Genomic DNA, 25486 nt, shown 5'->3' with positions numbered 1-25486 from the left:
TATGGAAAATACATGAGTAGTCTGGATAGGTAATTTTGTCGGCGCTTTCCTGTTGACCAGACCGAGCAACAATATATTTATGATATGCGTATGTACTATGTTGACGGTTTCTCTTGTTTATGGGGCTGATTTTATATTTCATTTCTGTTTGTTCAGCTGGGATGCCCGTTTCTTATCTCTAACCCATAAGACTGAGTTGTCAGTCTTCTTCATCTCGAACAGGTCGATTGCCATGAATAGATCACTGAGCTTTTGAAAGCCGTAGTTCCGTTGATCAAAAGAAGCATGGTTTGATATATGATTTCCTATTGCTCCCAGCATTGCCCAACCACCTCCCTCCTCAACCGCATCGATGGCTTGACGTAGCAAATTAATGAGGCGAGTATCACTTTTAATATTCTTGATCTGCTTTGCTATCGGAAGTTCTTCTTTTATATCATTAGGTTCAGTATCAAGATAAAGAAAGCGAGAGCAGCTATTGACGAATGGCATTGAGGCCTTACGTTCACCAAATCCGATCACAAATTTACCGTCTGCGAGGCAGCGAGTAACGAGAGGAGTAAAGTCACAGTCTGAAGAGACGAGACAGATGACGTCTACATCCTTGGTATAGAGCACATCCATCACATCAATCACCAACGCCATGTCGGTCGCATTTTTTCCTTTGGCCAAGTCAAATTGCTGCACCGGTTGGATGGCAAATTCATGCAATACTTCCTCCCATGATTTGAGGGTCGGATTCTTCCAGTTACCATAAGCTTTGCGGATATTGACTACGCCATAGCGAGCCAGCTCGGACAATACCCTGTCAATCTTGCTGGCAGGTGCATTGTCTGCATCGATAAATACAGCAATTTTTTCTTTGTCCTTCAAATGACCTCCTGTCATTTAACGTCACCTGCTACACCGGTTCTCTGAATGTAGATACTAATTTTAAAGGCGTGGCGACGTACCCGTCTTGCCAAAAGAGAGATTATCCGCCAAGGCGCTAGCCCGCCAGTAATCAGGGCCTGCAACGAGGTGGTGACAATTGGCCACAATAAGCCAGTTGCGGTCGGTTCGGGGAGGGGGCAAAAGCAATAACTGTGTGGTTTATCAAATATTTTCTGCACGATAGCCCAACCGGGTTGAAAGCCGGGCTTAGCTGCCGCTCGGTTAAGCTTGTCCTGTTTTGTTGCTTGGCGACGGGAAGACGCTCTGTTATGGTTGTATGTATTAGCCGTTTGGATGGCTAGATGGTTGTGGCGAGAAGCCCATTGTGGTCGTCGCCGTCATCCTGCCACCTTTTGATGATTATTTTGACAGGGAGTCCCTTATGCAGCGTCGTTCCTTTTTTACCCTCTCAGCACTGGCACTGCTGGCCAGCAGCCTGCCGTTTTCCGTTTTTGCCGCCGATCCGGTCAAAAACGAGATAGTGATTGGCACGACTGTGGGGGATTTTGCCGACATGGTGACCGACTCCATCAAGCCGCAGCTGGAGGCCAAGGGCTACAAGGTCAAACTGGTGGAGTTCACCGATTACGTGACCCCCAATATCGCGCTGGCCGATGGATCGCTCGATGTGAACTGCTTCCAGCACAAACCCTATCTGGAGAGTTTTTCAAAAGACAGGGGCCTGTCACTGGCTCCCATCACCCAGGTGCCGACCGGCCCCATGGGTCTCTACGCTGGCAAGCTGGGCGAGCTGAAGGCGTTGAAAGAGGGGAGCACGGTCGCCATCCCCAACGACCCGACCAATCAGGCGCGTGCTCTGCTGATGCTGCAGGATCTGGGCTGGCTCACCCTCAAGGAGGGGATCAACCCGCTCAAAGCCAGCGAGTTTGATGTGGCGAAAAATCCGCACAATATCAAGCTGATCCAGCTGGAAGCTGCGCAACTGCCGCGTTCGCGGGAGGACGTGGACTTCTCCGTCATCAACGGCAACTTCGCTGCCTCCAGCGGCATTGCGTTCAGCGAGGGTCTGTTCCTCGAGCGCAGCTACAACTTCATCAACTGGGTGGTGGTGAAAAGCGCCGATGCCGATCAGCCATTCGCCAAGGATGTGGCGGCTGCTTACAACTCCCCCGAGTTCAAGGCCTATGCCGCCAAGCGCTTCGTGGGTTACAAGTATCCCGAGGGCTGGCAGGGGCAGAGTGCCAGCAACTGAGCATGGCTATCGGTATGTGACGTTATCGCACCAACAAAAACGGGCACCAGAAGGTGCCCGTTTTTGTTGGCATGGTCACAGACGTCAGTAGCGGCGCAGCCACCAGCGGGCGGCAAACAGGGCGGTCAGGCTGCCGAGCAGGGCGCTCGCCAGCACGTCCAACGGCCAGTGCATGCCGATCAGCATGCGCGACAGGCCTATGCCCAGTGCCCACAGTGGCAGCAGCCAGACCCCTGAAGGGGCGCGGGCCAGCCAGATCAGGCCGAAGAACTGGGCAAGACTCATGGCGGCGATACTGTGGCCGGAGGGAAAGGCGTAGTTTACTTCTGCCTGCCAGTGGTCCGTGAGCCATTCGGGCAGGGCCAGCAAGAGGCTCGCCGCATGCACCTGTTCGCTGCGTACCTCGACACTGCCTGAGTAGAACTGCTGGATGGCGGGGATCAGACTCTGGCCCTCCAGCCAGAGCAAATAAGGGCGCGGCTCCTGGGTCAGGTGCTTGATGATGCTTTTGATGGCCCAGTCGCCAGCGAGCATGGCAAACAGGGCGCAGACCAGTGCCAGCATGGCGGGCAGGCTCAGCGTCAGCTTGTGTCGGGTCAGCAGCAAGAGGGCGGCAATGCTGATGGCAATGCCGGGCACATCCACCATGCGGGTGAGGGCGTAGGGCCACCACAACCAGCCCGATTGCAGGGCCTGGCTCATAAAGGGTTGCCAGGGCAGGCAGGCCAGCAACAGCAGCGGCAGGATCAGGGCAGCGCTGAAACCAAGCACCTGACGGCGCGGTAGCGAAGAGGCATGAGTCGGCATAACAAGGCTCGTAACAGGTGCGCGTTAAACGGGCAGGAAAAAAGAGGCGTCATTGTGCCAGCCTCGGCGGGTCGGTCAAGTCGTGCTGGCCTGGCTGTAACATAGGCTTACAAATGAGAGTCACCCGGGCCGACATGGCAATACGGGCGTGGGGTCATCATCATCTGCGCATCTTGGCGGTTTGCCCAGGCACTGTGGTGCGATGGTGGTGAAAGGGGATCGGCGAACAGGCATCTGAACATCTGGCCGGTTTGGGCAGGGCGGGCGGTGTGATTGTGGTGAAAAGTCAGGGGCGAATAAGCATCTGAAAGTTCTGCTGGTTTGGGCTAGAATGGCGCGCCTGTGGCCGGTTGCGAAGTGAGAGAGCCCGATGAAGATCGTCGTTGATGAAAATATGCCCCACGCCCTTGAGCTGTTTGCCGAATTTGGCGAGGTGATCCCCTTGCCAGGACGGCAGATGCAGGCGGCGGATCTGCAAGATGCCGACGTGCTGCTGGTGCGCTCCGTGACCCGGGTCGATGCCGAGCTCCTCGCCACCAGCCCGCGGCTCAGGTTCGTCGGCACCGCCACCATAGGTACCGATCACGTCGACAAGGCGCTGCTGGCGGCGCGCAACATCCCCTTCTTCAGCGCGCCCGGCTGCAACAAGTATTCGGTCGGCGATTATGTGCTCTCTGCCCTGCTGGTGCTGGCCGAGCGTCATGAGCTCAACTTGAGCGAGATGAGCCTCGCCGTCATAGGGGCGGGCAATACCGGTGAATGCGTGGCGCTCAAGGCCGAGGCCCTCGGCATGCGGGTGCTGCGCTGCGATCCGCCGCGGGCTCGAGTCGCCGGGCAGGCAGGCGAGACAGACGCATTCGTCGACTACCAGACGGCACTCGGTGCCGACATCGTCAGCTTCCACGTGCCCATCACCCGCGAGGGGCCGGATGCTACTTTCCACCTGCTGGATGAGCAGGTGATCGCCGCGCGCCCTGCCGGGCAGATCCTCGTCAACGCCTCCCGTGGCGAGGTGTGGGACAACCAGGCGTTGCTCGCTCGCCAGCAAGGGCTTGAGCCCCTGCGGCTGGTGATGGATGTGTGGGAAGGGGAGCCAGAGCCCCTGCGTGCCCTGGTGCCCCATACCGAGATAGCGACCCCTCACATCGCAGGCTACAGCCTGGAGGGCAAGGCGCGCGGCACCTGGATGCTCTATCAGGCGCTTTGTCAGCAGTTGCGCCGCGCGGCGCGCCAGGATCTGCAATCCTTGCTGCCAGCCCCCGAGGTGCGCGCACTGACTCCGGGTCAACCAGCGGATCAGGCGCTTATCAAACAGCTGGTGCACCTTATTTATGATGTGCGCCGCGACGATGCCCGTTTTCGCAACCGGATTGAGCTGCCCGGTAGTTTCGATGAACAGCGCAAGCACTATCCGGAGCGGCGCGAGCTATCCTCTTTGCACGTCAGCGGCCCCTTCGCCAGCGATACCCTGGCCCGGCTCGGTTTCACCGTCCAACCCGGCTAAACCAGATTCAACAGATCCAAACGGCTGGGGTAAGCGGCTTCGATGCCGGCCCCGCCCGTCTCTGGCTTGGTGTCATGCCGAGCCCTCTATCAGGCAGGTTCGCCTGCCAACGGTGATGCCAGCGTGCGTTGCCGGCACTATTTGCAATACCACAGGAGAGAACATCAGTGAGTCAGCAATTCAACGTAGCGGTATTGGGCGCCAGCGGCGCCGTGGGTCAGGCCATGATTGAAATTCTGGAGGAGCGCGCCTTCCCGGTCGGTACCCTCTATCCGCTGGCATCCAGCCGCAGTGCCGGTGATACGGTGCGCTTTTGTGGCAAGAATCTCGAAATCAAGGATGTGGAAGAGTTTGACTGGAGTCAGGTGCAGATTGCGCTCTTCTCCGCCGGTGCCGAGGTTTCTGCCAAATGGGCGCCGATCGCCGCCGAGCACGGCTGCATCGTCATCGACAACACCTCCTGCTTCCGTTACGACGAAGATATTCCCTTGGTGATCCCGGAAGTCAATCCGGGCGCGTTGGCGGATTTTCGCAATCGCAACATCATCGCCAACCCGAACTGCTCCACCATCCAGATGCTGGTTGCGCTCAAGCCCTTGCACGACGAGGTCGGGATCGCCCGCATCAACGTGGCGACCTACCAGTCCGTCTCCGGCTCTGGCAAGGAGGGGGTAAGCGAGCTGGCCGGCCAGACCGCGCAACTGCTCAACGGTCGTCCAGTGGAGCCGACCATCTATCCGCACCAGATCGCCTTCAATCTCATTCCGCAGATCGACAGCTTCACCGACAACGGCTACACCCGTGAAGAGATGAAGATGGTGTGGGAAACCCAGAAGATCCTGGGGGATGCCAGCATAGCCGTGAACCCCACCTGCGTGCGGGTGCCCGTCTTCTATGGCCATGCCGAAGCGGTGCACGTCGAGCTGCATCAACCGCTCGATGCGGATCAGGTCAAGGAGCTGCTGCGCAACGCCCCGGGCGTTACCCTGTTTGATGACGAAACGGACTATCCGACCCCGGTGCGTGACGCCACCGGCAAGGATGAGGTGCTGGTTGGCCGTGTCCGTCAGGATATTTCTCACCCCAGCGGTATCAATATGTGGATCGTGGCCGATAACGTTCGTAAGGGCGCCGCGACCAACAGTGTGCAGATTGCCGAACTGCTGGTGCGCGATTACCTCTGATCTGCGGATCTGCCGGCCCGGTGGGGGACATGCTCCATCGGGCCTGTCCCTTGCCACCCGCGTGCGGTGTGGATGTGACCGGGGCCGCACTCTATGGCCCCGAGAATTTTTCGTGATATCAACTGATTAAGTTTTTTCCTACACTCAGGAACAAGTTGGGTGCTAAATGTGTCGGACTGCTGGCTTGCAACCTGAGCCTGATTTATATTGAACCGACTGTTTTGGGGTAACTATCCAGATTTTTCAATGTGATAGGGCCGTCATACGAAGGAACGAATATGGGACATTCCCGCATAACATTGGCAATGCTACTCGCATTGGGTCTGCTGGGCACCGCTCAGGCTGAAGACCCGGCGCGGGAGCCTTTTTTTGTTGAGCTCAAAGGCCCGGATGAACCGGCTCCTCCTGCCGTCAATTCCCAGCCGCTGGCACAACCTGTCGCCGCTCCCCGCGCCACGTCCCAGCCCAGCCGTCCCACTGCCCAGCCGATTGTGCGGCAGGTCGCGAGCAATGCCGGCAGTTATGGCCCTGTCCGTCCTACTGATACCCTCTGGAGTCTGGCGAGCAAACATCGCCCCTCCAATCGCGTCAGTGTCTACCAGACCATGGTAGCGATTTACGAGAAAAACCCCCGCAGCTTCGCCGATGGCAACATCAACCACATATTGGTGGGATCCCGCATTCTGCTGCCTACCGCCGCGGAAGCGAGTGTCATCACCGATACCCAGGCCCGCCAGCGTTTCAATAGCGACAATGCCAGCTGGAAAGGGCTGAGCCCGAAATATCTGGCCAGCAAGCAAACTCAGCCAGCCAAACCGGCCGCGCCCAAGGTTGCTGCCGCATCCACCAAGGCACCCGTACCCAAAGCGGCGCCCATCCCTGCGCCGGCACCCAAGGTGGCTGCGCCTCAACCCGCAACCGAAGTGAAAGAGGTTGCCAAAGCTGCCGAGCCGGTACCAAGCCAGGCACCCGCTACCAGCGCCCCTGCACCGCTGCCTGCCGATCTTGGCAAGCCGGTCGGCCAGCCCTCTACCGAAATGGCACTGGCGCTGGAAGACGCCAATGCCCAGCTCGGTCAGGTCACTGAGATGAACCACAGGCTCAAGCTGCGACTGCAATCCCTGACCGAAGAGGTGGAAACCCTCAAGGCCCAGTTGCTGGAGCAGACAGCGCTGCAAAAAGAGATTGCGGAGCTCAAGGCCAATCCGGTTCCGCCGGTTGCTGTGGCGCCCGAGTCCAAGCAGCACTGGTTGATGGAGCTGCTCTCCTCACCGCTCAACCTCGCCATGATCATACTGCTGCCTGTCTTGCTGGTGCTGGCACTGGTCACGCTCTGGTTGCGTGCCCGTGCTCGCCGCGAGCTGGAAGAGCAGGAGAAGAGCCTCTCTGAGTCTACCTCCATGGTGATGGATCAAGAGCACAGCGAGTTTGATGACCTGTTCAGCGCCGATATCACCAGTGATGAGCCGGTTCGCCCCATGCCGGATCTCAACACCCCGGATGGTTACATGGCGATGGAAGAGCCGGCGGCCCCTGCTGACATAGTGTTCAGCGATGACGGCGAGATGGAGCTGGCCGGTTTTGAGGCGGAACCTGCGCCCAAAGCAGCCGGTCGTGATCCGGATCTGGTGCCAGACCTGGATCTGGCCGACGATAAAGCCATTGCGCTCGATGTTGAGCCGGACCTTGATCTCGCCAGTGAGTTCAACCCGCCCAAAGGCGGTCATGAGATCATGAGTGAAGAGGAGCTGCAGGCCGCGCTGTTTGCCGAGCTGGATGCCGACCTGACCGCCGATCTGGATCTGGATGCCGACGATGATGGCCAGCCGGATGTTGAAGCTCCCATCAGCGACGAAGAACTTGCCGCCTTTGATTTGAGCGACTTTGAGAGCGCCTTTGCCGAGGCTGAAGCTGGCCAGGAAAGTGCGAAACAGAGCGTTGCCGACACCAGCGCCGACGAGATGCTGGCGGAGCTGGGACTGGCGCCGACCAAGGCGGTGGAGCCGGATCCTGAGTGGGATCCCAACGAGCTGGCACTCTCCGATTTTGAGGATGCTTTCGCCGAGGTGGAATCCCATGAGGGCGATGTTAAGCCCCGTGAACAGGCCAACGAGAGTGGTTATGTCGAGATCGACAAGCTGCTGGCCGAAGCCGATGCCACCACCACGGAGCAGGAACCCTATCAGGGCTTCTCGCTGGATGTGGGACTGGACGGCTTCCCCGAGGTGCTGCCGGAGTCCACCGGCTTTGACGTGGATGCCGACGACGGCGGTGTGGGTGCCAAGCTGGATCTGGCCCGGGCCTACCTCGAGATCGACGACAAAGACAGTGCTCGCGAACTGCTGCAAGAGGCGGCAGAGCAGGGAAGTGATCACCAGCGTGCCGAGGCGGAGAAGTTGCTCAAGCGCCTGGGATAACCGCCTCTCTGGTGTTAGGACCTTGAGAAGGGCAGCCTGCAGGCTGCCCTTCTCTATTGGGGACTGCGCGCGCGGGCTTGCGGTTTTTGGGACTTTTCACCCCGAGCGCGTATAATCCGCCCCGTTTCTTTCATCGCCTCTTTTCACCATAAGACAAGTGTTACCCATGCGAATCGCCCTAGGTATTGAATATGACGGCAGCCGGTATTTCGGCTGGCAGCGTCAGCGAGAAGTGATCAGCGTGCAGGCTGAGCTGGAGAAAACCCTCAGCCGGATCGCCAACCACCCGGTTTCCATTCAGTGCGCAGGTCGCACCGATGCCGGTGTGCATGCTACCGGTCAGGTGATCCATTTCGATACCCACGCCATCCGCAGCGAATCGGCCTGGACCCTGGGGCTCAACTCCAACCTGCCGCCGGATATCGCCGTGCGTTGGGTCAAGGAGGTGGACGAGACGTTCCACGCCCGTTTCAGCGCCACCGCCCGTCGCTACCGTTATGTCATCTACAACCACAACTACCGCCCTGCGATTCTCGGCAGCGGTGTCAGTCACTACCACGAGACCATAGATGCAGCGCTGATGCACTTGGCGGGTCAATGCCTGCTGGGGGAGCAGGACTTCACCTCGTTTCGGGCCATAGGGTGTCAGTCCAAGACACCGTGGCGCAATGTGACGCACCTGTGCGTCAGCCGTCAGGGGCCTTATATAGTGCTGGATATCCGTGCCAACGCCTTCTTGCACCATATGGTGCGCAACATCACAGGTTCCCTGTTGCTGGTGGGGCAGGGGTTAAAGCCGGTGGAGTGGATTGCCGAGCTGCTGGCCGCCAAGGATCGCAACCAGGCCGGGCCGACCGCCAAGGCCGGTGGACTCTATCTGGTCGATGTGGATTACCCGGTAGAACTGGCGTTGCCACAGCTGCCGCTCGGCCCGCTCTGGCTGCCGGACTCGGCACCGGGTACGACCAGTTTTTAGTAACTGGCCCCGAAAATTTGTGGTTTAATGATCCGTCATTTATTGCCATCGAGCTATTAAGTCATTGAACAATCTAGGCTCGATGCGTTTTGTCAGGCACAAAAGCATTAAGGAATTCCATGAGCTGGCTTGAGAAGATCCTTCCCAAGAGCAAGATAACTACACCTCGTCGTCACAACATTCCGGAAGGGGTGTGGACCAAGTGCAGTGCTTGTGAACAGGTGCTCTACCGGGCAGAGTTGGAGCGCAACCTCGAAGTGTGCCCCAAGTGTGATCATCATATGCGCATCAGCGCCCGTGCTCGTCTCGAGAGTTTTCTCGATGAGCAGGGCCGTACCGAAGTCGGTGCTGAGCTGGAGCCGCAGGATATCTTGAAATTCAAGGATTCCAAGCGCTACAAGGATCGTTTGTCCGCCGCTCAGAAAGCGACGGGAGAGAAAGATGCGCTGGTGGTGATGAAGGGGACCCTCAAGGGGGTACCGGTCGTCGCCTGTTCATTCGAGTTCTCCTTCATCGGTGGCTCCATGTCCTCCGTGGTCGGTGCCCGTTTCGTACGCGCCGTCGAGGAGTGCATCAAGGAAGGTCGCGGTCTGGTCTGCTTCTCCGCGTCAGGCGGTGCTCGCATGCAGGAAGCGCTCTTCTCCCTGATGCAGATGGCCAAGACCAGTGCTGCGCTGGACAGGCTTACCAAGGCGGGCCTGCCCTATATCTCTGTGCTGACCGACCCCACCATGGGTGGTGTTTCTGCCAGTCTGGCCATGCTGGGTGATATCAATGTGGGCGAGCCCAAGGCACTGATCGGCTTTGCCGGCCCGCGCGTTATCGAGCAGACAGTGCGCGAGAAGCTGCCGGAAGGCTTCCAGCGCTCCGAGTTTCTGCTGGAGAAGGGCGCCATCGATCTCATCATAGACCGCCGCGAGATGCGTAACCGTTTGGCCAGCCTGCTCGCCAAAATGCTGAATACTCACGTCATCGAAGAGTGAAGATGAGTTCAAACATGCAACAATCCCAAAGCCGGTCGCTGGTCGACTGGCTTTCTTATTTGGAGCAGATCCACCCCGTCAACATTGACATGGGGCTGGATCGGGTCGGTGCCGTTGCCCGTCGCATGGGCCTAACCCAGTTGCCGTTCAAGGTGATCACGGTCGCTGGTACCAACGGCAAGGGTTCCAGCTGCGCCATGGCGGCCAGCATTCTGATGGCGGCGGGCTACAAGGTCGGTGTCTACTCCTCTCCCCATCTGCTGCGCTTTACCGAACGGGTACGCATCAATGGACAAGAGCTGGCCGACGATGATCATCGCGCTGCCTTTGCCGAGGTGGAAACGGCCCGGGGCGAGATAGCGCTCACCTTCTTCGAGTTCGCTACCCTGGCGGGCCTCTGGCTCTTTCGCCGCGCCGCACCGGATGTGCTGCTGCTGGAAGTGGGGCTGGGTGGTCGGCTCGACGCCACCAATGTGGTGGAGTCCGATGTGGCCATGATCACCTCCATTGCGCTTGATCACTGCGACTGGCTGGGGGATACCCGCGAAGCGGTGGCAGTGGAGAAGGCGGGTGTCTACCGCGCCGGCAAACCCGCCATCAGCGGTGAACCCAAGCCTCCTGCCACCATCGCCAGCGAGGCGAAGCGCATAGGTGCCTGCTTGCGTCAGGTCGGTGTCGATTTCTCTGGCAAAGAGCATGAGACCAGCTGGGATTACCAGGGCCTGCACCAGTGGCGGGATCTGCCCAAACCAGCACTGCCGCTGATGAACGCCGTGACAGTGCTGGCGGCGCTGGAGTCGCTGGGCTTGCCGCTACCTGAGTCTGCAATCCGTGACGGGCTGGCCAATGCCCGGCTGGCGGGACGGATGCAGCGGCTGCAAAGCGAGCCCCTGGTCATCGTCGATGTGGCCCACAATCCCCATTCGGCGGCCTACCTTGCCAGCCAGCTGCGCCAAATTCCCGGCAAGGGCAAGCGCTGCGCCGTGGTCGGTATGCTCAAAGACAAGGACATGGCGGGTTCGCTCGCCGAGCTTGATGGTCTGATCGACGCATGGTTCCTGGCCAGTCTCACCGGTCCGCGCGCCGCTACCGCCGAGCAGCTCGCCGCTGCCCTGGGAGAGGGCAAGGGACAGGCTCTGCGCTTTGATGATGTCAGCGCCGCCTATCAGGCTGCGTTGGCCGCATCGAGTCCTGATGATATGGTCATTGTGTTTGGTTCGTTTTACACTGTCGCCGATATTCTGGCGGGCACTGCGTCCTGATCGGCACAGGGCCGGTTGAATGGCACGACTTAGGGCTGCTTTTGCCAGGTCAAACCTGCTTCTGCGCGCCATCGGCCAAGCAACATGGGTAGGCGTTGACTTGGCTTCGAAGTCTCAACACAGAGTGGCTTGAAGGGACCGTCCATCATTGATGTCCGCAAAATTGCAATTAATTCTAAGTAACATGGGTGGGGATTAACTTGGCTTCGAAGTTTCAAAACAGATTGGTAGGCACCGTCATCCTGGTGGCCCTGGTTGTCATTTTTCTGCCGGATCTGATGGATGGCAACAAGCTGGAGCAAAAGGACGAGGCGTTTGCCAAGATCCCGCTGCGCCCCGAGCTTGAACCCGCCAAACCGGCATTGCAGGTCTCGGCCGCCAGTACCTTGCCGGCGGAACACCTGGCCAGCCAGCAGCAGGCCTCTGCCGCCGAGCAGTGGCAGGTCGAAGAGGTCTCGGATCCCGTGACGCTCGCCACCAGCAAGAACCCATCGGCGGCGCAGGCACAGCAGCCAGCTACCAAGCCCGTTGCTCAGCCAGTGGTCAAGCCCAAGCCTGAGGTAATCGCCAAGAAGCCGGTGGAGCCACCCAAGCCCAAGCCGGTACCACCCAAACCGGTGGAAGTGAAAAAGCCGGTGGAAACCAAGCCACAGGTAGGCCAGATCAAGTCGATGGATGACCTCATCGCGAGCAAGATGGCGCCGCAGTCACAGGCGCCTGCCGCCTCGTCGCAGGGCAGTTGGATCTTGCAGCTTGGCGCCTTCAAGAACGTGGACAGCGTCAATGCGCTGGTGAGCAAGTTGCGGGCGGCGGGCTATTCGGCCCAGACTTCGCCGCGTACACCGGTGCAGGGCCAGCTCAACCGGGTCTTCATCGGGCCGGATGTTTCCAAGGCCAAGCTGCAGGGCATGCAGGGCCGGATTGGTCAGATGACAGGACTCAGTGGATCCGTTGTTGCCTATAAACCCTGATAGTTCAACGAGATAAAAAATACCGCGCTTCATTTCACAGATGGGCGCGGTATTTTTTTAGATGCATTTCACCGGTTTTGGCAGGCCGCCTATCTTGGTAGCCTGTTTGGCTGGCCCCTCAGGAAACAGCTTGTAGAGGTAGCGGCTGTTGCCTTTTTCCGGGCCGTACTGTTTTTCCATCGCCTTGACCAGAGCACGGATGGCAGGAGAGGTGTTGAACTCCAGATAGAAAGCTCGCACGAAACGCACCACCTCCCAGTGAGGCTCTTCCATCACTATGCCTTCCTGCTCGGCCAGCACCTGTGCCAGCTCCTCGCTCCAGTCACTGCTGTTCAGCAGATAGCCCTTGGCATCGGTTTCGATGGTTTGGCCGTTGAATTCCAGCTGATGCTCAGCCATAAGAGGGCTCCTCGCAAATAGGGCTATCAGGATTGGGCGGGCATGGTAGCGCCTTGGCCCCCGGTGAGCAACCGGCTCTCGTTGGCCAGGGTGAGCAACTCGTCCGCCAGCTGGCTGATCAGGGTGAGCTGCTGGGTCAGCATCAGCTGCTCCTCGCTGCTGTCCGGCGTGATGACGGGGCATTGCCCTTCGATCTGTGCCGGTATCTCGCCCGCCAGATGGCCTGCGGCCCGCTCCAGGGTGTGGCTCAGGTGGCGGCTGATCTCGTCGAGTTCGCCGATGGCCTCCAGCTTGTCGCGATGGGCGCCCAGCGCCGAGATGTAGGAGAGCAGTGCGTGGTTGCGCCAGGTGAGGGTGAAGCAGAGATCGAGGAAGCGGCGGCGCTTTTGCGGCTCCACCAGCATGCTCTGCCAGGCCATGGCCAGCTCGCTGTCGGCCAGATGGGCGCTCTTGCGGGCCACCCGGTAGTCGATGGATTCATCCCTTTGCTGTTGCAGGCTGGCGAGCACGGCCGCCAAGTAGCGGGCGTTGGCTGACAGGGAGTTGGCGATAAGCGTCGGCAGCCGTTTGTACTGCCAGTCCGGCCAGAGCCAGGCCACCAGGGCGTAGGAGAGCAGGCAGCCGAGGAAGGTGTCGAGCAGGCGCGGCCCCAGAATGGCAAAGCCGATGCCGTCCAGCAGGTTGAAGGCCATCAGTACATAGAGGGTGATGAAGCAGACGGCGGCACTGTAGTTGCTGCGTACCTGGGTGAAGAACAGGAAGGCGGCGAGCCCCATTACCACCAGTTGAACATGCAATTCGGGGAACAGCCAGAGCACGGGGACGCCCACCAGCAGGCCGGCGAAGGTACCGAGCATCCGCTGTACCAGCCGGCGGCGGGTGGCGCTGTAGCTGGGTTGGCAGACAAACAGCACCGTCAGCAGGATCCAGTAACCCTTATCAAGGCTGAAGGTCTGCAAGATGCCGTAACCTACCACCAACCCAAGCGACAGGCGCAGGGCATGGCGAAACACCATGGAGTCCGGGCTGAGGTGCTGCTTGAGCTGAGCCAGCAATGGCAGGCGGACAGGGCGTGCCAGGGGGGGCAAGCTCTGTGGGGCCTGCGTCGGATTTTGCAGCTCCTCGGCACTGCCCAGCAACTGGTTGATGCTGGCCAGATTGCGGCGCAGGAACTTCATCGGCGTCAGCAATGTCTTGGGGTAGTGCTGCTTGAGGTGAGTGAACTCTAGCTGATCGCCGAGAGCCTCCAGGGTCCAGTGGATGCGCTTGTTGTGGGCGTAGGGCTTGTGCACCAGGATGGCGTAACCGAGCCGCTGGCAGGTCTCGGAGAGCTGCAGGAACACCTCCTGAAACCCGTCAAGGACGATACCCTGCTTGAGCTCGGCCTCCAGCCTGCTGTAGGGATAGTGGCTGGAGGTGGCACGTTCCTGGATTTCCAGCGCCAGCAGGTAGAGGCGCAGCAGGCTGGCAAGCTCGGGCGCCGCCTGATGGCGGGTGCTGAGGCGGGCGTTGAGCGCCGATTTGGTCAGGGTCAGCGCATTGACCAGATTGATGTTGAGCTGGGCCAGATTGTGGCGAATAGCCTGGGCGCCGTGTTCGTCCGCTGGAAAAAAGCGAGATTTCTCCAGCAGATAGCGGCCGAGGGCAAAGTAACTCTGGGCAAGTTGCTCGTGCAGTGTCTTGTAGGGCAGCAGCCAGAGCCAAATGAGGGAGACCAGGCCGTACCAGAGTGCACCGGCGCACAATGCGAGCGGCTGGTAGAAGAGATCCGGCGCCTTGGCAGCCCCCAACATGGTGTAGATGGCGATGAGCAGGGAGCCGAAGCTGATGGTGGCGTAGCGCTGACCGAGTGCCCCCACCATCACGAAGAGGAAGGTCGACCCCGCCAGCCCGATGGCAAACAGCCAGGGCGTCGGGAAGAGGTACTGCACACACAGGGAGGCAAACAGGAAGCAGAGCAGCGTCATGGCGAGGTTCTTGACCCGGCCCCACAGGCTGTCGTCGGTTTCGGCGATGGCACCGGCCACCACCCCGAGGGAGAGCAGCACTGTGAGCTGGATATCACCGGTCGCCAGGGTAAAGGCGAGCAGCCCCACCATGGCCAGCAAGACCTTGAGGGCGAAGTAGATGTGACTGTCAGTCAGCAGTCGGCGCAGCAGGCCAGAGAAATCCATCGGCATGAGACAAGAGCAACCCTTGAATGAAACGAGAACGGGATACTAACCCGCCAAGCGCTAAGCGGCCCTGATTTGGATCAGGGCCGCTTAGCTTCATATCCTTGATTTACAACTTATCCTGACAGAAACAGGCACCAATAAAAACCCCGCCGAAGCGGGGTCTTTCATTAGTTGCGGTTGCCGCCGAGCAGGCTCAGCAGGCTCAGGAAGATGTTGTAGATGGAGACATACAGGGTCACGGTGGCGGAGATGTAGTTGGTCTCGCCGCCACGGATGATCTGCTGGGTGGTCAGCAATATGGCGCCGGAGGAGAACAGCATGAACATGGCGGACAGGGCCAGGCTCAGGGCGCTCATCTGCAGGAAGATGTTGGCGACCATGGCCACCAGCAGCACCCAGAAACCGACGAACAGCATGCCACCGATAAAGGAAAGGTCACGCTTGGTGGTCAGGGCATAAGCGGACAGACCGAAGAAGGTCAACGCTGTGCCGCCGAGCGCCGTCATCACTATCTCGCCACCACCATTGTTCATGTACATGTTGATGATGGGGCCCAGGCTGTAGCCGAGCAGGCCGGTCAGGGCGAAGGTGAACACCAGGCCCATGCCATTGTCCTGGTTCTTCTGGGTCAGGAACATCAGGCCATACACACCGATGAGGAACACGGCCCAGTGCAGGGGCGGCATGTTCATCACAGTGGCGATCCCGGCCACAACGGCAGAGAAGCCAAGAGTGAGGGAGAGCAGCATATAGGTGTTGCGCAGCACCTTGTTGGTATCACGCGCGGCACTCTGGGTGCCGGTATAGATAGAACGGGTATCCATCTTGGGTGTCCTCTTGATTTCCGGGTTGAGGCGGTACATTCCGCTTCGTTATCGCATTGTATGCACTCAATGTTGGGATGACGAGCGCTGATTTCAAGCGCCACCCCAGCCTGTTGAACCCTACTATCCCAGAGCAAATATGTATTGCATATGAACATGGGCTTGACGTAGTATGCACGCCGTTCGGAGGGGTGGCAGAGCGGCTGAATGCACCGGTCTTGAAAACCGGCGATGGGCGACCATCCGTGGGTTCAAATCCCACCTCCTCCGCCATCTATATAGCCCAACTGATTGATTCGGTTGGGCTTTTTTATTTATTTGATTTTTGGTATGCCAGTGAGTATGCCATTAAGTGTTGGCTGTCCTTCTCCTCGATAGCACTTCTTTGGACAACTCGCAGCTTAGTTTCCTCTGTGTTTTGCAGCTTCTGCTCTGCTATACGAGCTCAGCGTGGCCAGCTTCTCCTCTGTAAAAAAGTCCATCTTGCTCACCTTCGCCAACAGGGGCGCCATGGCTTCTTACGTAAAGGGGATGGTCAATTGAAAAGCGGGCTGTTTTCCCTCTTTCAGCTCTATCTGTTTTCCATTGCTGACCCAATGTGCAGCTAACCAGATATTCTGCCTTTCCCAAGCTTCTCCAGGGCGAGCCCGCTCTTTCTTGAGGGTATAGAAGAACTCAGCATTGCCATTCGGAGTTGGATGATTGTCCATGAGCATCAAAAGTAGCGAGATCCCCCCACGAGGGTAGATAGCGGTAACGCCAGATCCCGATACTATCTGCAACCTTGATCAGTCTTAAAAAGTCGGGCTGTGAGAGCTTTCCATTTCCACCCATTAGTTCTCGGCAGACCAGATAAGCCTGCCGTAACTGGGGGAATTGAATAAGCTCAGTCCGTCTTTGTGTTGCCAAGGTGGTGCCGACGTTGTACGCATTGCCTGCAAGCGCATTAAATCGCTGATTGTTTGAACCAAGGGGGGCAATCTTCACCTACCGGCAAGGCATTATGGCGAAAGCGAGGTGTTGGACTAGCAAGCCCTGAGATCGAGGCTTCTCCATGGCAGTGTACACAACGCAAGCGAGGGCTTGTTGTTGTATTCAGCTCATGCCCTTTGATGAGATGGCTAAACTCGTCCAGAAGGACGTCAATCCACTGCCCATTTAACAACATCTCCGCGTTATCCACTCGTACCTCCTGTCTAGCCTCTATTGGCACTGCTCAATATATCACCCTGGCTGCTGATATGAATCGTTGGTGGACGTAGTCATCGTTCCTCGCTCCTTGTGGCGTAAATCGCTACGTAGACATAACCGTGGCTGCCAAGGGTATCGGCTTGGCAGGTGAAACCGCCGTGTTGGACGGTGATGCACTGCTGGCGGCGGGGATCCAATTCCCCTCTCAAGAGCTTTCTTTCTAATTCCTCAATGATGGTTGGGAAGGCGGCTTCCAGCTGGTCTATTGCCTCCTCTTCCCACTTGCCTACCAGTGAGGCCCGATCTGACAGAAAGTGCAGGCGATGATGCTCCTGGATAAGACGAGCGCCAAAGCGTGGTGTGGCGGTATGGGGTAAGCCCCACTGCGCAAAGATCCGGGTGGGTTGGTCTGGTACTGCGGGTTGTTGGTCACTGGTGTTGGTAGTTGTCGTGGTCATGATTAGCGATACCTCAGGTGAGTGTGGATGCGGGTGCCAGGCACATTGTGGCGCTGGCGTATTCTGGTCAGATGCTCTGGGAGTTCGCTCAGGCTGGCCAGTCGCCCCCGGTAGAGCCGGGAGAGATTGATGTAGTCGGGATGGCTCACGGTGATAGTCACCTGATGCCCTGGCTGCCAGCGGCTAAACAGGCGGGCTTTGGCCTCTTTGATGGTGGCGATGCCGGGGGCTGGTAACGTCTGGCGGTTGCGCAGGTGTAGCTTGTTGAGCTCGGGGGCATAGCGATGCACCTCGAGTCCGGTGATGAGATGGGTCATGTTCGGTGACTCCAATGATGCAAAGGGCCAGCCTGTGAGGGCTGGCCCTTTATGCTGTTTGTGGATGAGCAGGGCTGGGTGGTTGTGGCGGTTGACCGCTACCAGGTCGCGGTGGCTAGCCGTTGTAAAACAGGATGTAGTTCACGCCAGCCTGCTGGGAGGCAGTGAGTAAGGGCTGCAGCGCTGGCGGGATGGCATCGAACTCCATGGCCAGGTTCAGGGTGTACTCGTAGGCGGAGTCATCCTTCACGCCGACATGTTCATGGGAGGCCATACGCTTGACCCATTGCCATTCTGGTACCAGGTCTGCGTCATCGTAATCGCCGATGATGGAACTCATGGCGACATCCAGCATCTGCATTACCGAATGGCCAGCCAGTGGGTCAGGTGTTGCAGGGAGGGGGTTGGTCATTGCATCGTTCCTTGTTGTCTGGGCTGTGCGTTACATCTGATTGATAACCGGCTTGCAATTGAGACGGTCCAGCAGATGCAGCGAGCCGTACTGGGCTACCAATCGGTCTATGACCATCTGGGCGCAGGCCTTTCTACTGGGCTTATTTTCAGGTATTGCGTAACGAGCGGTGAGCCAGCCACCGAGCAACGCGATGCGGTAGCCACTGGGGATGTGGGTGAGCGACGTTCCTATCCCCCTCCCGTGAATGAGGAAGGGCACAGCTTGGCCGCCGATGTTGATATCGATGCGCTGGCCCTTCTGCTCAAAGGTGGTGAGTTCACCGGTTTGCGGATGTTTGCCTGGCACCTTGATGGTGATGTTTTTCGCCATTTCACACCTCCGGCTTGGCTTCAAAATGGCGGGTCACAACGCCTGCTTCCGGGTCGATGTTGATAAATGCTGGGGCTTGCGGGTGGTACTGATAAAGCCGCGCCAGTTCGGCACGAAACGCCTCGACGTTTGGCGCAATCACATGGCAGGTATCTCCCTCAAGATAGGTAAAGGTCTCGAGCGTCTGTGTGTTAATCCAGATACCGAAATACCACGCGTCTTCCTCGGTGTCGTACTGCTGCCAGCCCTGGGCCAGCAGCGTTCGGTCATAGTAGTAACGGTCAGCCTGATGGTTGCCCCGGTCGATGCGGCAACCGGTCACGGTGAGCTCTAGCGGGATACGCCCCGCCTTGTGAGCCTTCTTGACCCGACGCAGCAGCTTGAGCGCCTTGGCTCTACTACGGCCATTACCGAACGGATGGGGCTGTCTGGCCCGTAATGCAAGGTGGGTCATTATCTTTGGCGCGGTGTTGTGGTTGAGCTGGCTGATGGCCGCGGTTATCTGCCGAGCGGTTAGGGTCTTGTAATCACGCAAGTCATGCATGGTTGGGCTTCCTTCAAATGCAAACGGCCCCTCGGCGTGAGGGGCTGTTAGAGGTCTTGTGTGTGCTGGTTGCCGTGGCTCAGGTGTGACTACTCCAATCCGGCTCGTCATTACTACCGTGGTTGACGTAGGCCCCGACAATCACCCGTTGCCACTCGCCGACCGGTTGGCCTGCTGCATTACAGGTGCAGCGAAAGCGGGCGAAGTTAATCTCTAGTGGCAGGTGCTCACGCATATCTCGTGGACTGACAAACAACGTGGTCTTGTGTAGCACCGGGTTGGGCACCACCAATGGCCCGCCAATACGTCGCCCCTCCACATCGTGGGCATAGGCAAAGCCCGGCAGCATCAGCTGCTGACTGATGAGCTTGGCAAGCCCTGAATGGGCACACATGGCCTCCGCTACGGCGGCCTGGCTAAAACTGTCCTTGAACTCAATCATTGGTGTTTCTCCCTTTCAGCTGGTGAGCGGTAGGCTGCTGCCAACAGCGCAAATTGTTCGACCAGATAGCTGATACTTATGCCCAGTTCATCACTGACCCCATCCCCCAGACGGTGATGCAGGTGTGCCATGTCATCGGCAATGCGTTGGGCTATCTGGGCTGTACCGTCCGGTGGTGAACTCGTCATGGTCAGGGTGATGGAGAGAGCCATCACATCTCTCCCCAAGGTGCTTGCTCCCACAGTGACAACCGGGTCAGAACGTCTTGCGCCAGCGCTTGCTGAAACGGCTGTATCACCTTCACTAGCCGTGGGGCCTGTTCAGGGCTCCCGGTCCATTCGCTCGACTGGTACAGGGCGCAGCAGGTGAATTTGTACAGCGCCACCAGCTCGGCATCGGTGAGTGGTGCCTGATGGTAACGGTGGACAGGTTTAAGCGGACTCTGCTTGGTAGATCGGTGCTGGCGTGGTTCCTTGTGGTCCTGCTGACGCCCCAGCTGATAGCGATGCCAGACTGCACGGCGGTTGGCGAGCATCATCAACCGTACCAACCGATCAACTCGCCACGTCCAGGTACTGGTCGTGTCTGCAGGCGGCAGCCACCAGAGGGAGCGCAGCAACTCAAGGGTGTAGTGCGGTGGCATCGGGGCATTGCAAAATCGGTGTAACTGCACGGCAAAGGCAAGGTAGTCCTTGCGGTCGATCATGAAGGCAGACATGGGGATGGTTCCTTGAAATGCAAAAGGCCACCTGTAGTGAGGTGGCCTTGCTGGGTGATCTCGGGATATCCGGATCATGGTGTTGGCGCTGATGATCCGGGTTTGGGAATGCTGGCGTTATTCGAGCGCCAGATCTGCATCTGGGTGAGCAGCATCGAACAGGATGGCGTAGAGCGCACAATCAATGCCGTTGACGGCGTCGTGGTGCGGGAAATAGGGCGGTGTGTCTCTGGAGCATTCGAAGTAGTCGCCAAAGCAACTGAGGCACTCGCGGATCTCGATGGTGGATCCCCGCAGCAAAGCCTCTTCAAACTGCTTGGCATAACGTCGGTTATCACGAGCCTTGGTGACGGCTTTTACCAGCAATGCCAGCGCCTCCTCGTTGCAGGCGGTAGCCAGACGATGGCGTAGCTTCCCGAGCGTTTCCTCAAGGGTATAGGGATTGGGTAATCGCATGGTGCGTGTCCCTTCTTGGGTTGGCTAATGGCGCAGCTGATGCAGCAGCGCATCGATGGCTTCGACACAATCGCTCTGGGTGAGTTGGTAGCCGCTCGGCAGGTGAGCCACGATGGCGGGCTCTGCCTGCATCTGGACGTTATCTGCCAGCCAGTCGCGCAGCTCGAGGAGGATATCGAGGGCGGTGAGGTGTGCTTTATTTGGGATAAGGTTCATAGCTGACCTCTTTCGGCCAGGGATACCACGCCCTCAGCACCGACCACCAGATGGTCGAGTAGCCGGACATCGACCAGCGCCAAGGCCTCTTTGAGGGCTTGGGTGAAGACCCGGTCAGATTGACTGGGTTCAGGGTCACCGCTGGGGTGATTGTGCACCGCGATGATGGCCCCACTGTTGAGTAGTATGGCCCGCTTGACCACTTCCCGTGGGTAGATGCTGGCGCTGTCCAAGGTGCCGCGAAACAGCTCCTCAAAGGCCAGTACACGATGTTGGGAGTCGAGGAACAGTGCACCAAACACTTCGTGCTCCCGGTCCTGCAGCAGGGTTTGTAGTCGCTCGGCGGCCTCCGTGGTGCTGGTTATAGCGGTGCCTTTAGCCAGGCGTTTGCGGGCAATCTGATTGGCGATGCGCAGCAGGTCTTGCTCGGTCACCGGTTCGGTGACGACATAAGTGCCGGGACATTCCCCAGCTTTGAGTTTGTGGTAACGCATGTGGGGTTCTCCAAATAAACAAAACCCCGGCACGCATGAAGCATGTCGGGGTCAAAGGTAGAGATGTTGTTGGTTCACTTTGAGGGTAGTTCAGTTGCCCGTGGCTGCGGGGCCACTCTGTACCGGTATCAGTGGTCCGGGGACCAGCACGGTGAGAGGGATAGCGAGTGCAACGCTCAGGCGCTCGGCTAGTTGGTAGGCCGGTCCTATGGTGTCGTAGTCAGCTACCCAAGTGGCCAGTGCCAGCCCGCTGGCCTCTACCGCTCGCAGATAAACGCTGTAGCCGTGCACGGGTAGGCTACAGTCACGCACTACCTGCGTCTCGCCATCTCGATTAATCGCTTCAAGCTCAACGGCTATCGGTTGTTTGGGCATCTGGTGCCTCCTCTTGGGGTAAGGGGTCACTCTCCACGTGATAGCCGTGATGGATGCAGGTGCGCTGCAGGTCGCTCAGAAAGCTTCCCAGCACGCGGGGCAGCTCAGAGAGCGGGACGGGGCCAGCCTGACGGCGCCAGAAACAGCGACGCTTGGGGTCCACTAAGATTTCATCCACGGGCTGGCTCATGGTGCGCCAGTCCTCGGCATTGGTGAGGGAGAGCAGTTGCCACTGCACGCCAGACCAGCGCAGATGCAGCGTGACGGTGCGGGCATGTGGGCTACCAGGAGTGAGGTGCAGCAACCAGCGCTCGCCCTGGCGAATCGGCTGTAGTTTGGCCTTGGCCGCGACCAGTCCCAGCCACTGGCGTGAGTAGTGGGAGAGCGGCAGTTCGTTAGTCATCACACACCTCCTAATCCCCACTTACTGTGAAGGTGAAATACCCCAACTGGGCGTAGCTAATGAAATTGCTCTGCCACAGGGCGAACAGTTCGCGTGCTTCCACGCTGGGCAGTGGTCCCCAACCCTGCAGATAGTGTTCGTCGCAGGAGAGGTTGAAGTCGAGCTCCTTGCAGAGCTCGGCATCTTGGCCCAGCCCCTGATAACTGAAGTCGGTGATGTAATCGAAGACCCAGCCGTGTAATCCCCGAATAAGCCGCAGCTCTACCGGATGGACACCAGCCTTTTCGGCACTGTAGCCGGGGCTGCGAAAGTTAAAAGTCAGGGTCGAGAGGTCGGTGAGGTCGAGTCGTTGTTCCCGCACGACGCTGCGCAGTAAGTCAGGCAGCTCGGGCGAAATCGGCAGGGCCATCCCTGCCAAGTGAAATGGCATGGTCATCATGGTGTGTCCTTTCGTATCGAATGTGAGAACCGTTAATCTCTGAACCAGCGCCAAGCGCGGTAGAGGCCGTAGGTGGCTGCCAAGGGGGCCGCCAGCGAGGTGGCCGAGCTCCCAAGCAGCGCACCGACTGCGGCGGTCACAGCGGTAGTTGCTGATGGGTTCAGTACCGTGCTGGTGGCCATGTCTGGCAGGGCCGCCTGGGTGGGCTGATGGGCCACCGTGCGAAGTGCCTGATGTGCGATACACCCCGTTGCAATGAGCTGGTTAATCTGCTTGCTGTAGTGAAAGCCCTCGATGCACCAGAGCACAAAGTGCTCGCAGTTGTTAAAGAGCGTGCTGTAGTGCGCCTCTCCAAGGCGGGAGTAAGCACGGTCGATACTCTCCTCCCGGTTGAAAGCTCGTGCGCTATGGTGCTGGATGCGATAGCCCCGCCCTTGGCTAAACTCAGCAAGCGTGGCGATAGCTATCTGACCAGAATGTGTTCCGGCACTGACCCCCTGGTAGTGGATGACCTGATGGCCTCCTAGGTAGAGGCCGTGGTGCTGGTAGCCGGTGCGGGGGGAGACGAGGTGGTCCCCTAGTTGCGGTAATGGCATGGGCTGTTCCTTAAATAAAATGCGGCATAAAACAGAGGGCACCCGAAGGTGCCCTGATGGTGGTAAGTGTGTGGTTGCTGGTGGTCAGGACTGCTTGCGCAGCGTCAAGCTGCTGGCATCCCATACCCAGCGCTGACGGGGATTGCCGGGCAGGTCGAGGGTGAAGCCGTTGGGTTCGGGATTCAGCTTGCCTTCGTCGCTACAGGTACCAAAGGGTTGTGAGAGCATGGTCAGCAAACCAGTATGGGCAATAGCCAACTGATAGAGCACCGGGCATGCCACACCGCCACTGTGCAGCTCAAACAAAACCGCCTGCCCGTTAGCGAGCGGCAATCGGTGCGTGAGCTTGATGACATCATATTTATCGGTGCGCAGCAGCACCTCATTCCCATTCCAGATCTCGATGCTGTCATCATCATTTTTCACGATGGTAAATGACGCGGTGGACGCGGGTGCAAAGGAGGGTTCGAAGTAACGGCTGCCATCTGAATAGGTCAGCATAAAACCGTTCAGTGAAACTTGCTGAGTAATGCTGGGAATGAGCTGTGGTTCGTCTTCTTCCAGCGGCATCAGCATGATGCGATCCCCTTTCGAGGTCGCTATCCAAAACTGCATGCTGGCGAAATTGAGGGTCCCTTCGACATTGGCTGGTACCCGCGTGGTGACGGTCGGTACAGTGAATTGAGGCGCTGCCCAGATCGGTAATGCAAACAGCGATAACCATGTGCACCACAGTGCCAGTTTGATTTTTTCTGTCATGTCACTCTCCAAACGAGTTATTCAATGGTGTAAGAGGCATTGCCCAGATTGGTGAAGAGGGTGACCTCCCTCAATCGGCACGGCTCGGTCATGACCAGCCGCCAGCTTTCGGTGTAATTGAGCTTGAGTGGGAAATAGGTTCCTCCCACCGAACCCATCAAGTCACTGCGCAGCATCACGCGGCATTTACTCTTGCCGCCATTAATCAGCACTTTTTGAATGGTGACTTGATCGTTGAGCGAGGTGACGACTATCTGAGGTCGCCCGATAGCGGTGTATTCCACTTCCAGACTGAATTCTGGGCCATCGGCAGACTCGGCATTGCAGGCACTCAGTGATAGGCCACAGGCCAACAGTAAGGGATAAAGCAGTGTGCGATTCATGATCTCTCCTGAATAAAAATGGCAAAAGGATGCCTGACCGACGAGGCGAGCCTGTCAGGCTAATGGGTGTAAACGTAATGGGTTAATGGTGGTGCAGGCTGATAGCCAAATGCCACCAAGGGGATGGGTTGAGGTTAGGTCGTGTCGAACTCCTTTCGATGTTGTGGTGACTATTTCAGTGAATGACAAGCATCAGCTCTGAAGAGCTGGTCAAGAGCGTGGGCAAAGCAATTGGACGCCAACGCCAGCAGGCGGGGCTGACTCAGGAGCAAGTGGCAGAGCACTTAAAGATAGGTATGGAAGCCGTCTCCCGGATGGAGCGAGGTCTCGTGGTGCCGACAGTCGTGCGGCTAGCACAGTTGGCTCAGCTGTTTGGCTGTGAGCTTGCAGACTTCCTGCGTGAGACCAGCAACCGCCCCACCGAACAAGGCATTGTACTGAGCCAGCAGTTGGCCAAACTCGAGACAGCTGACAGAGAACTGGTGCTGGAGGTGGTTGATAAGCTGGTGGCGCGACTGGCCCCTTAATGGCTCGCTGTGCACATCTGTGACTGACTGACACCCGATGCCAGAGTCAATGACTTGGGAGGCCGCAATGGCGCTCCCAAGCAGCTTCACAGCGACATGTGTTTACTCTCCCTTGATAATATCTATCTGATTTCCTTTTCAATCGGACCGGCAGAGCGATAATCGTGATCTACCAAGACGAAGTTCGGGAACATCATCCACTTACCTATTTGGATGGGCAAATACCTGTCCAGTATTTTATTTAGGCCCGAGAGTGGAGAGGTAGAGACCGTTGTCTGGCTTTTTTCAGTTGTATGACATCCTTCCCTCGGCTGTCACTGGTGAGTGTATATCTGTGCCTAAAATAAAGCATGGCATCCAGTCGCTTATCGCTCGTTATTCGCATTTCCTTGAGGCTCGCTCGGTGATTGAGGGGTGTTATTATATCGGCGTTAACACATCAAGGCGTCGCTTATCCAATTCTAGGTTGATACTGTAGTCATCAAGAAACTTACATTGCAGCTGGTGGCAAGAGGCATATAAGATTAACACTCTCACCCTAGTTTTCATATCATGAGTGATACGATCATGATCTCAAATATTACGACCACCTTTGAGGACACATCTGTTCCCAGCTCAAAACCTTTTGCTTCTACTGGAGCTTTATGGGGCTACACCGCATTATGACGCTGAGATACTCGTGCGAGGGGGACGTGATATCATAACCCTTGCGAACACTATAGGTGTGAGTATAT

General features: G+C 58.0%; 32 protein-coding genes and 1 tRNA gene. 10 read left to right on the top strand and 23 right to left on the bottom strand.

The genetic code is table 11. The features are described 5' to 3' along the window. Nucleotides 1–138: 138 nt before the first annotated feature. Entirely contained in the window at nucleotides 139–873 is a 735-nt protein-coding gene (locus AC1P02_RS19115) for an NYN domain-containing protein (RefSeq protein WP_059169615.1), read from the bottom strand. A 442-nt stretch (nucleotides 874–1315) separates the two neighbouring features. Between AC1P02_RS19115 and AC1P02_RS19110 the strand changes: the two genes are divergently transcribed. Beyond that, nucleotides 1316–2146, top strand: coding sequence for a MetQ/NlpA family ABC transporter substrate-binding protein (locus AC1P02_RS19110; protein WP_099992717.1), 831 nt, complete (start codon nucleotides 1316–1318; stop codon nucleotides 2144–2146). 84 nt (nucleotides 2147–2230) lie between these two features. Here the strand turns inward: AC1P02_RS19110 and AC1P02_RS19105 are convergent, their stop codons facing one another. Next, nucleotides 2231–2953: a phosphatase PAP2 family protein gene (locus tag AC1P02_RS19105; RefSeq protein ID WP_256684234.1), complete on the bottom strand. Its 723-nt coding sequence runs from the start codon at nucleotides 2951–2953 to the stop codon at nucleotides 2231–2233. A gap of 370 nt (nucleotides 2954–3323) precedes the next feature. Between AC1P02_RS19105 and AC1P02_RS19100 the strand changes: the two genes are divergently transcribed. From AC1P02_RS19100 to dedD, 7 genes are all read left to right on the top strand, one after another. Continuing rightward, entirely contained in the window at nucleotides 3324–4457 is a 1134-nt protein-coding gene (locus AC1P02_RS19100) for a 4-phosphoerythronate dehydrogenase (protein WP_485182911.1), read from the top strand. Nucleotides 4458–4624: 167 nt separating this feature from the next. After that, complete coding sequence (locus AC1P02_RS19095; RefSeq protein WP_005310564.1) at nucleotides 4625–5641, top strand: aspartate-semialdehyde dehydrogenase; 1017 nt, start codon at nucleotides 4625–4627, stop codon at nucleotides 5639–5641. 278 nt (nucleotides 5642–5919) lie between these two features. Further along, nucleotides 5920–8058, top strand: coding sequence for a FimV/HubP family polar landmark protein (locus AC1P02_RS19090; protein ID WP_485182910.1), 2139 nt, complete (start codon nucleotides 5920–5922; stop codon nucleotides 8056–8058). Nucleotides 8059–8224: 166 nt separating this feature from the next. Continuing rightward, nucleotides 8225–9034, top strand: a complete 810-nt coding sequence (gene truA, locus AC1P02_RS19085) for a tRNA pseudouridine(38-40) synthase TruA (protein ID WP_485182909.1) — start codon at nucleotides 8225–8227, stop codon at nucleotides 9032–9034. Between the two features lie 119 nt (nucleotides 9035–9153). Continuing rightward, nucleotides 9154–10017: an acetyl-CoA carboxylase, carboxyltransferase subunit beta gene (accD, locus tag AC1P02_RS19080; protein ID WP_005310570.1), complete on the top strand. Its 864-nt coding sequence runs from the start codon at nucleotides 9154–9156 to the stop codon at nucleotides 10015–10017. 2 nt (nucleotides 10018–10019) lie between these two features. After that, the gene (folC, locus tag AC1P02_RS19075) at nucleotides 10020–11279 is read left to right on the top strand and encodes a bifunctional tetrahydrofolate synthase/dihydrofolate synthase (protein ID WP_485182908.1); all 1260 of its coding nucleotides are present in this window, start codon (nucleotides 10020–10022) and stop codon (nucleotides 11277–11279) included. Between the two features lie 200 nt (nucleotides 11280–11479). After that, nucleotides 11480–12250: a cell division protein DedD gene (gene dedD / locus AC1P02_RS19070; RefSeq protein WP_485182907.1), complete on the top strand. Its 771-nt coding sequence runs from the start codon at nucleotides 11480–11482 to the stop codon at nucleotides 12248–12250. A gap of 57 nt (nucleotides 12251–12307) precedes the next feature. Here the strand turns inward: dedD and AC1P02_RS19065 are convergent, their stop codons facing one another. The 3 genes from AC1P02_RS19065 to AC1P02_RS19055 form a co-directional block, all read right to left on the bottom strand. Next, nucleotides 12308–12649, bottom strand: coding sequence for a TusE/DsrC/DsvC family sulfur relay protein (locus AC1P02_RS19065; protein WP_005310577.1), 342 nt, complete (start codon nucleotides 12647–12649; stop codon nucleotides 12308–12310). Nucleotides 12650–12675: 26 nt separating this feature from the next. Further along, nucleotides 12676–14829, bottom strand: a complete 2154-nt coding sequence (gene yccS, locus AC1P02_RS19060; protein ID WP_485182906.1) for a YccS family putative transporter — start codon at nucleotides 14827–14829, stop codon at nucleotides 12676–12678. Between the two features lie 164 nt (nucleotides 14830–14993). Then, entirely contained in the window at nucleotides 14994–15650 is a 657-nt protein-coding gene (locus AC1P02_RS19055; protein ID WP_011898838.1) for a Bax inhibitor-1/YccA family protein, read from the bottom strand. Between the two features lie 185 nt (nucleotides 15651–15835). Between AC1P02_RS19055 and AC1P02_RS19050 the strand changes: the two genes are divergently transcribed. Beyond that, nucleotides 15836–15923, top strand: a tRNA-Ser gene (locus tag AC1P02_RS19050). Nucleotides 15924–16168: 245 nt separating this feature from the next. On the opposite strand, the gene AC1P02_RS19045 is transcribed toward AC1P02_RS19050, so the two are convergent. From AC1P02_RS19045 to AC1P02_RS18960, 18 genes are all read right to left on the bottom strand, one after another. Next, nucleotides 16169–16360 (bottom strand): hypothetical protein, encoded by a 192-nt coding sequence (locus tag AC1P02_RS19045; RefSeq protein ID WP_485182905.1) that lies wholly within the window; start codon nucleotides 16358–16360, stop codon nucleotides 16169–16171. A 552-nt stretch (nucleotides 16361–16912) separates the two neighbouring features. Then, nucleotides 16913–17299: a type IV toxin-antitoxin system YeeU family antitoxin gene (locus AC1P02_RS19040; protein ID WP_485182904.1), complete on the bottom strand. Its 387-nt coding sequence runs from the start codon at nucleotides 17297–17299 to the stop codon at nucleotides 16913–16915. Nucleotides 17300–17301: 2 nt separating this feature from the next. Continuing rightward, complete coding sequence (locus tag AC1P02_RS19035; RefSeq protein ID WP_485182903.1) at nucleotides 17302–17616, bottom strand: hypothetical protein; 315 nt, start codon at nucleotides 17614–17616, stop codon at nucleotides 17302–17304. A gap of 115 nt (nucleotides 17617–17731) precedes the next feature. Then, nucleotides 17732–18028: a hypothetical protein gene (locus AC1P02_RS19030; protein ID WP_485182902.1), complete on the bottom strand. Its 297-nt coding sequence runs from the start codon at nucleotides 18026–18028 to the stop codon at nucleotides 17732–17734. Between the two features lie 30 nt (nucleotides 18029–18058). Beyond that, a complete protein-coding gene (locus AC1P02_RS19025; protein ID WP_485182901.1) occupies nucleotides 18059–18400 on the bottom strand; it encodes a hypothetical protein in 342 nt (113 codons plus the stop codon). 1 nt (nucleotide 18401) lies between these two features. Beyond that, nucleotides 18402–18944: a hypothetical protein gene (locus AC1P02_RS19020; protein WP_485182900.1), complete on the bottom strand. Its 543-nt coding sequence runs from the start codon at nucleotides 18942–18944 to the stop codon at nucleotides 18402–18404. Between the two features lie 79 nt (nucleotides 18945–19023). Continuing rightward, the gene (locus tag AC1P02_RS19015) at nucleotides 19024–19386 is read right to left on the bottom strand and encodes a hypothetical protein (protein ID WP_485182899.1); all 363 of its coding nucleotides are present in this window, start codon (nucleotides 19384–19386) and stop codon (nucleotides 19024–19026) included. Further along, nucleotides 19383–19598 (bottom strand): hypothetical protein, encoded by a 216-nt coding sequence (locus tag AC1P02_RS19010; protein WP_485182898.1) that lies wholly within the window; start codon nucleotides 19596–19598, stop codon nucleotides 19383–19385. The genes AC1P02_RS19015 and AC1P02_RS19010 overlap by 4 nt, the downstream gene beginning before the upstream one ends. Then, the gene (locus tag AC1P02_RS19005) at nucleotides 19598–20104 is read right to left on the bottom strand and encodes a hypothetical protein (protein ID WP_485182897.1); all 507 of its coding nucleotides are present in this window, start codon (nucleotides 20102–20104) and stop codon (nucleotides 19598–19600) included. Before AC1P02_RS19005 ends, AC1P02_RS19010 begins: the two co-directional genes overlap by 1 nt. Nucleotides 20105–20221: 117 nt before the next feature. After that, on the bottom strand, nucleotides 20222–20560 hold the full coding sequence (locus tag AC1P02_RS19000) for a hypothetical protein (RefSeq protein ID WP_485182896.1): 339 nt from the start codon (nucleotides 20558–20560) through the stop codon (nucleotides 20222–20224). A gap of 24 nt (nucleotides 20561–20584) precedes the next feature. Continuing rightward, nucleotides 20585–20776: a hypothetical protein gene (locus AC1P02_RS18995; RefSeq protein WP_485182895.1), complete on the bottom strand. Its 192-nt coding sequence runs from the start codon at nucleotides 20774–20776 to the stop codon at nucleotides 20585–20587. Then, the gene (gene radC / locus AC1P02_RS18990) at nucleotides 20773–21270 is read right to left on the bottom strand and encodes a RadC family protein (protein WP_201972961.1); all 498 of its coding nucleotides are present in this window, start codon (nucleotides 21268–21270) and stop codon (nucleotides 20773–20775) included. Before radC ends, AC1P02_RS18995 begins: the two co-directional genes overlap by 4 nt. Before the next feature lie 90 nt (nucleotides 21271–21360). Further along, nucleotides 21361–21645 (bottom strand): hypothetical protein, encoded by a 285-nt coding sequence (locus AC1P02_RS18985; RefSeq protein WP_485182894.1) that lies wholly within the window; start codon nucleotides 21643–21645, stop codon nucleotides 21361–21363. Continuing rightward, nucleotides 21620–22048 (bottom strand): hypothetical protein, encoded by a 429-nt coding sequence (locus AC1P02_RS18980; protein WP_485182893.1) that lies wholly within the window; start codon nucleotides 22046–22048, stop codon nucleotides 21620–21622. Before AC1P02_RS18980 ends, AC1P02_RS18985 begins: the two co-directional genes overlap by 26 nt. A gap of 10 nt (nucleotides 22049–22058) precedes the next feature. Further along, nucleotides 22059–22484: a DUF2787 family protein gene (locus AC1P02_RS18975; protein WP_485185490.1), complete on the bottom strand. Its 426-nt coding sequence runs from the start codon at nucleotides 22482–22484 to the stop codon at nucleotides 22059–22061. Between the two features lie 35 nt (nucleotides 22485–22519). Continuing rightward, nucleotides 22520–23083 (bottom strand): lecithin retinol acyltransferase family protein, encoded by a 564-nt coding sequence (locus AC1P02_RS18970; protein WP_485182892.1) that lies wholly within the window; start codon nucleotides 23081–23083, stop codon nucleotides 22520–22522. 84 nt (nucleotides 23084–23167) lie between these two features. Continuing rightward, nucleotides 23168–23842 carry a hypothetical protein gene (locus AC1P02_RS18965; protein WP_485182891.1) on the bottom strand — a complete coding sequence of 225 codons (675 nt, stop codon included), beginning with the start codon at nucleotides 23840–23842 and terminating at the stop codon, nucleotides 23168–23170. A 17-nt stretch (nucleotides 23843–23859) separates the two neighbouring features. Next, entirely contained in the window at nucleotides 23860–24225 is a 366-nt protein-coding gene (locus AC1P02_RS18960; RefSeq protein WP_485182890.1) for a hypothetical protein, read from the bottom strand. 182 nt (nucleotides 24226–24407) lie between these two features. On the opposite strand from AC1P02_RS18960, the gene AC1P02_RS18955 reads away from it, so the two are divergent. Then, the gene (locus AC1P02_RS18955; protein WP_485182889.1) at nucleotides 24408–24752 is read left to right on the top strand and encodes a helix-turn-helix domain-containing protein; all 345 of its coding nucleotides are present in this window, start codon (nucleotides 24408–24410) and stop codon (nucleotides 24750–24752) included. The last annotated feature ends 734 nt before the right edge of the window (nucleotides 24753–25486 follow it).

Source organism: Aeromonas sp. TS_SC_11 (assembly GCF_057318915.1).
The sequence above is the reverse complement of the archived record's forward strand: the minus strand, read 5'-3'. Positions and strand labels throughout refer to the sequence as shown.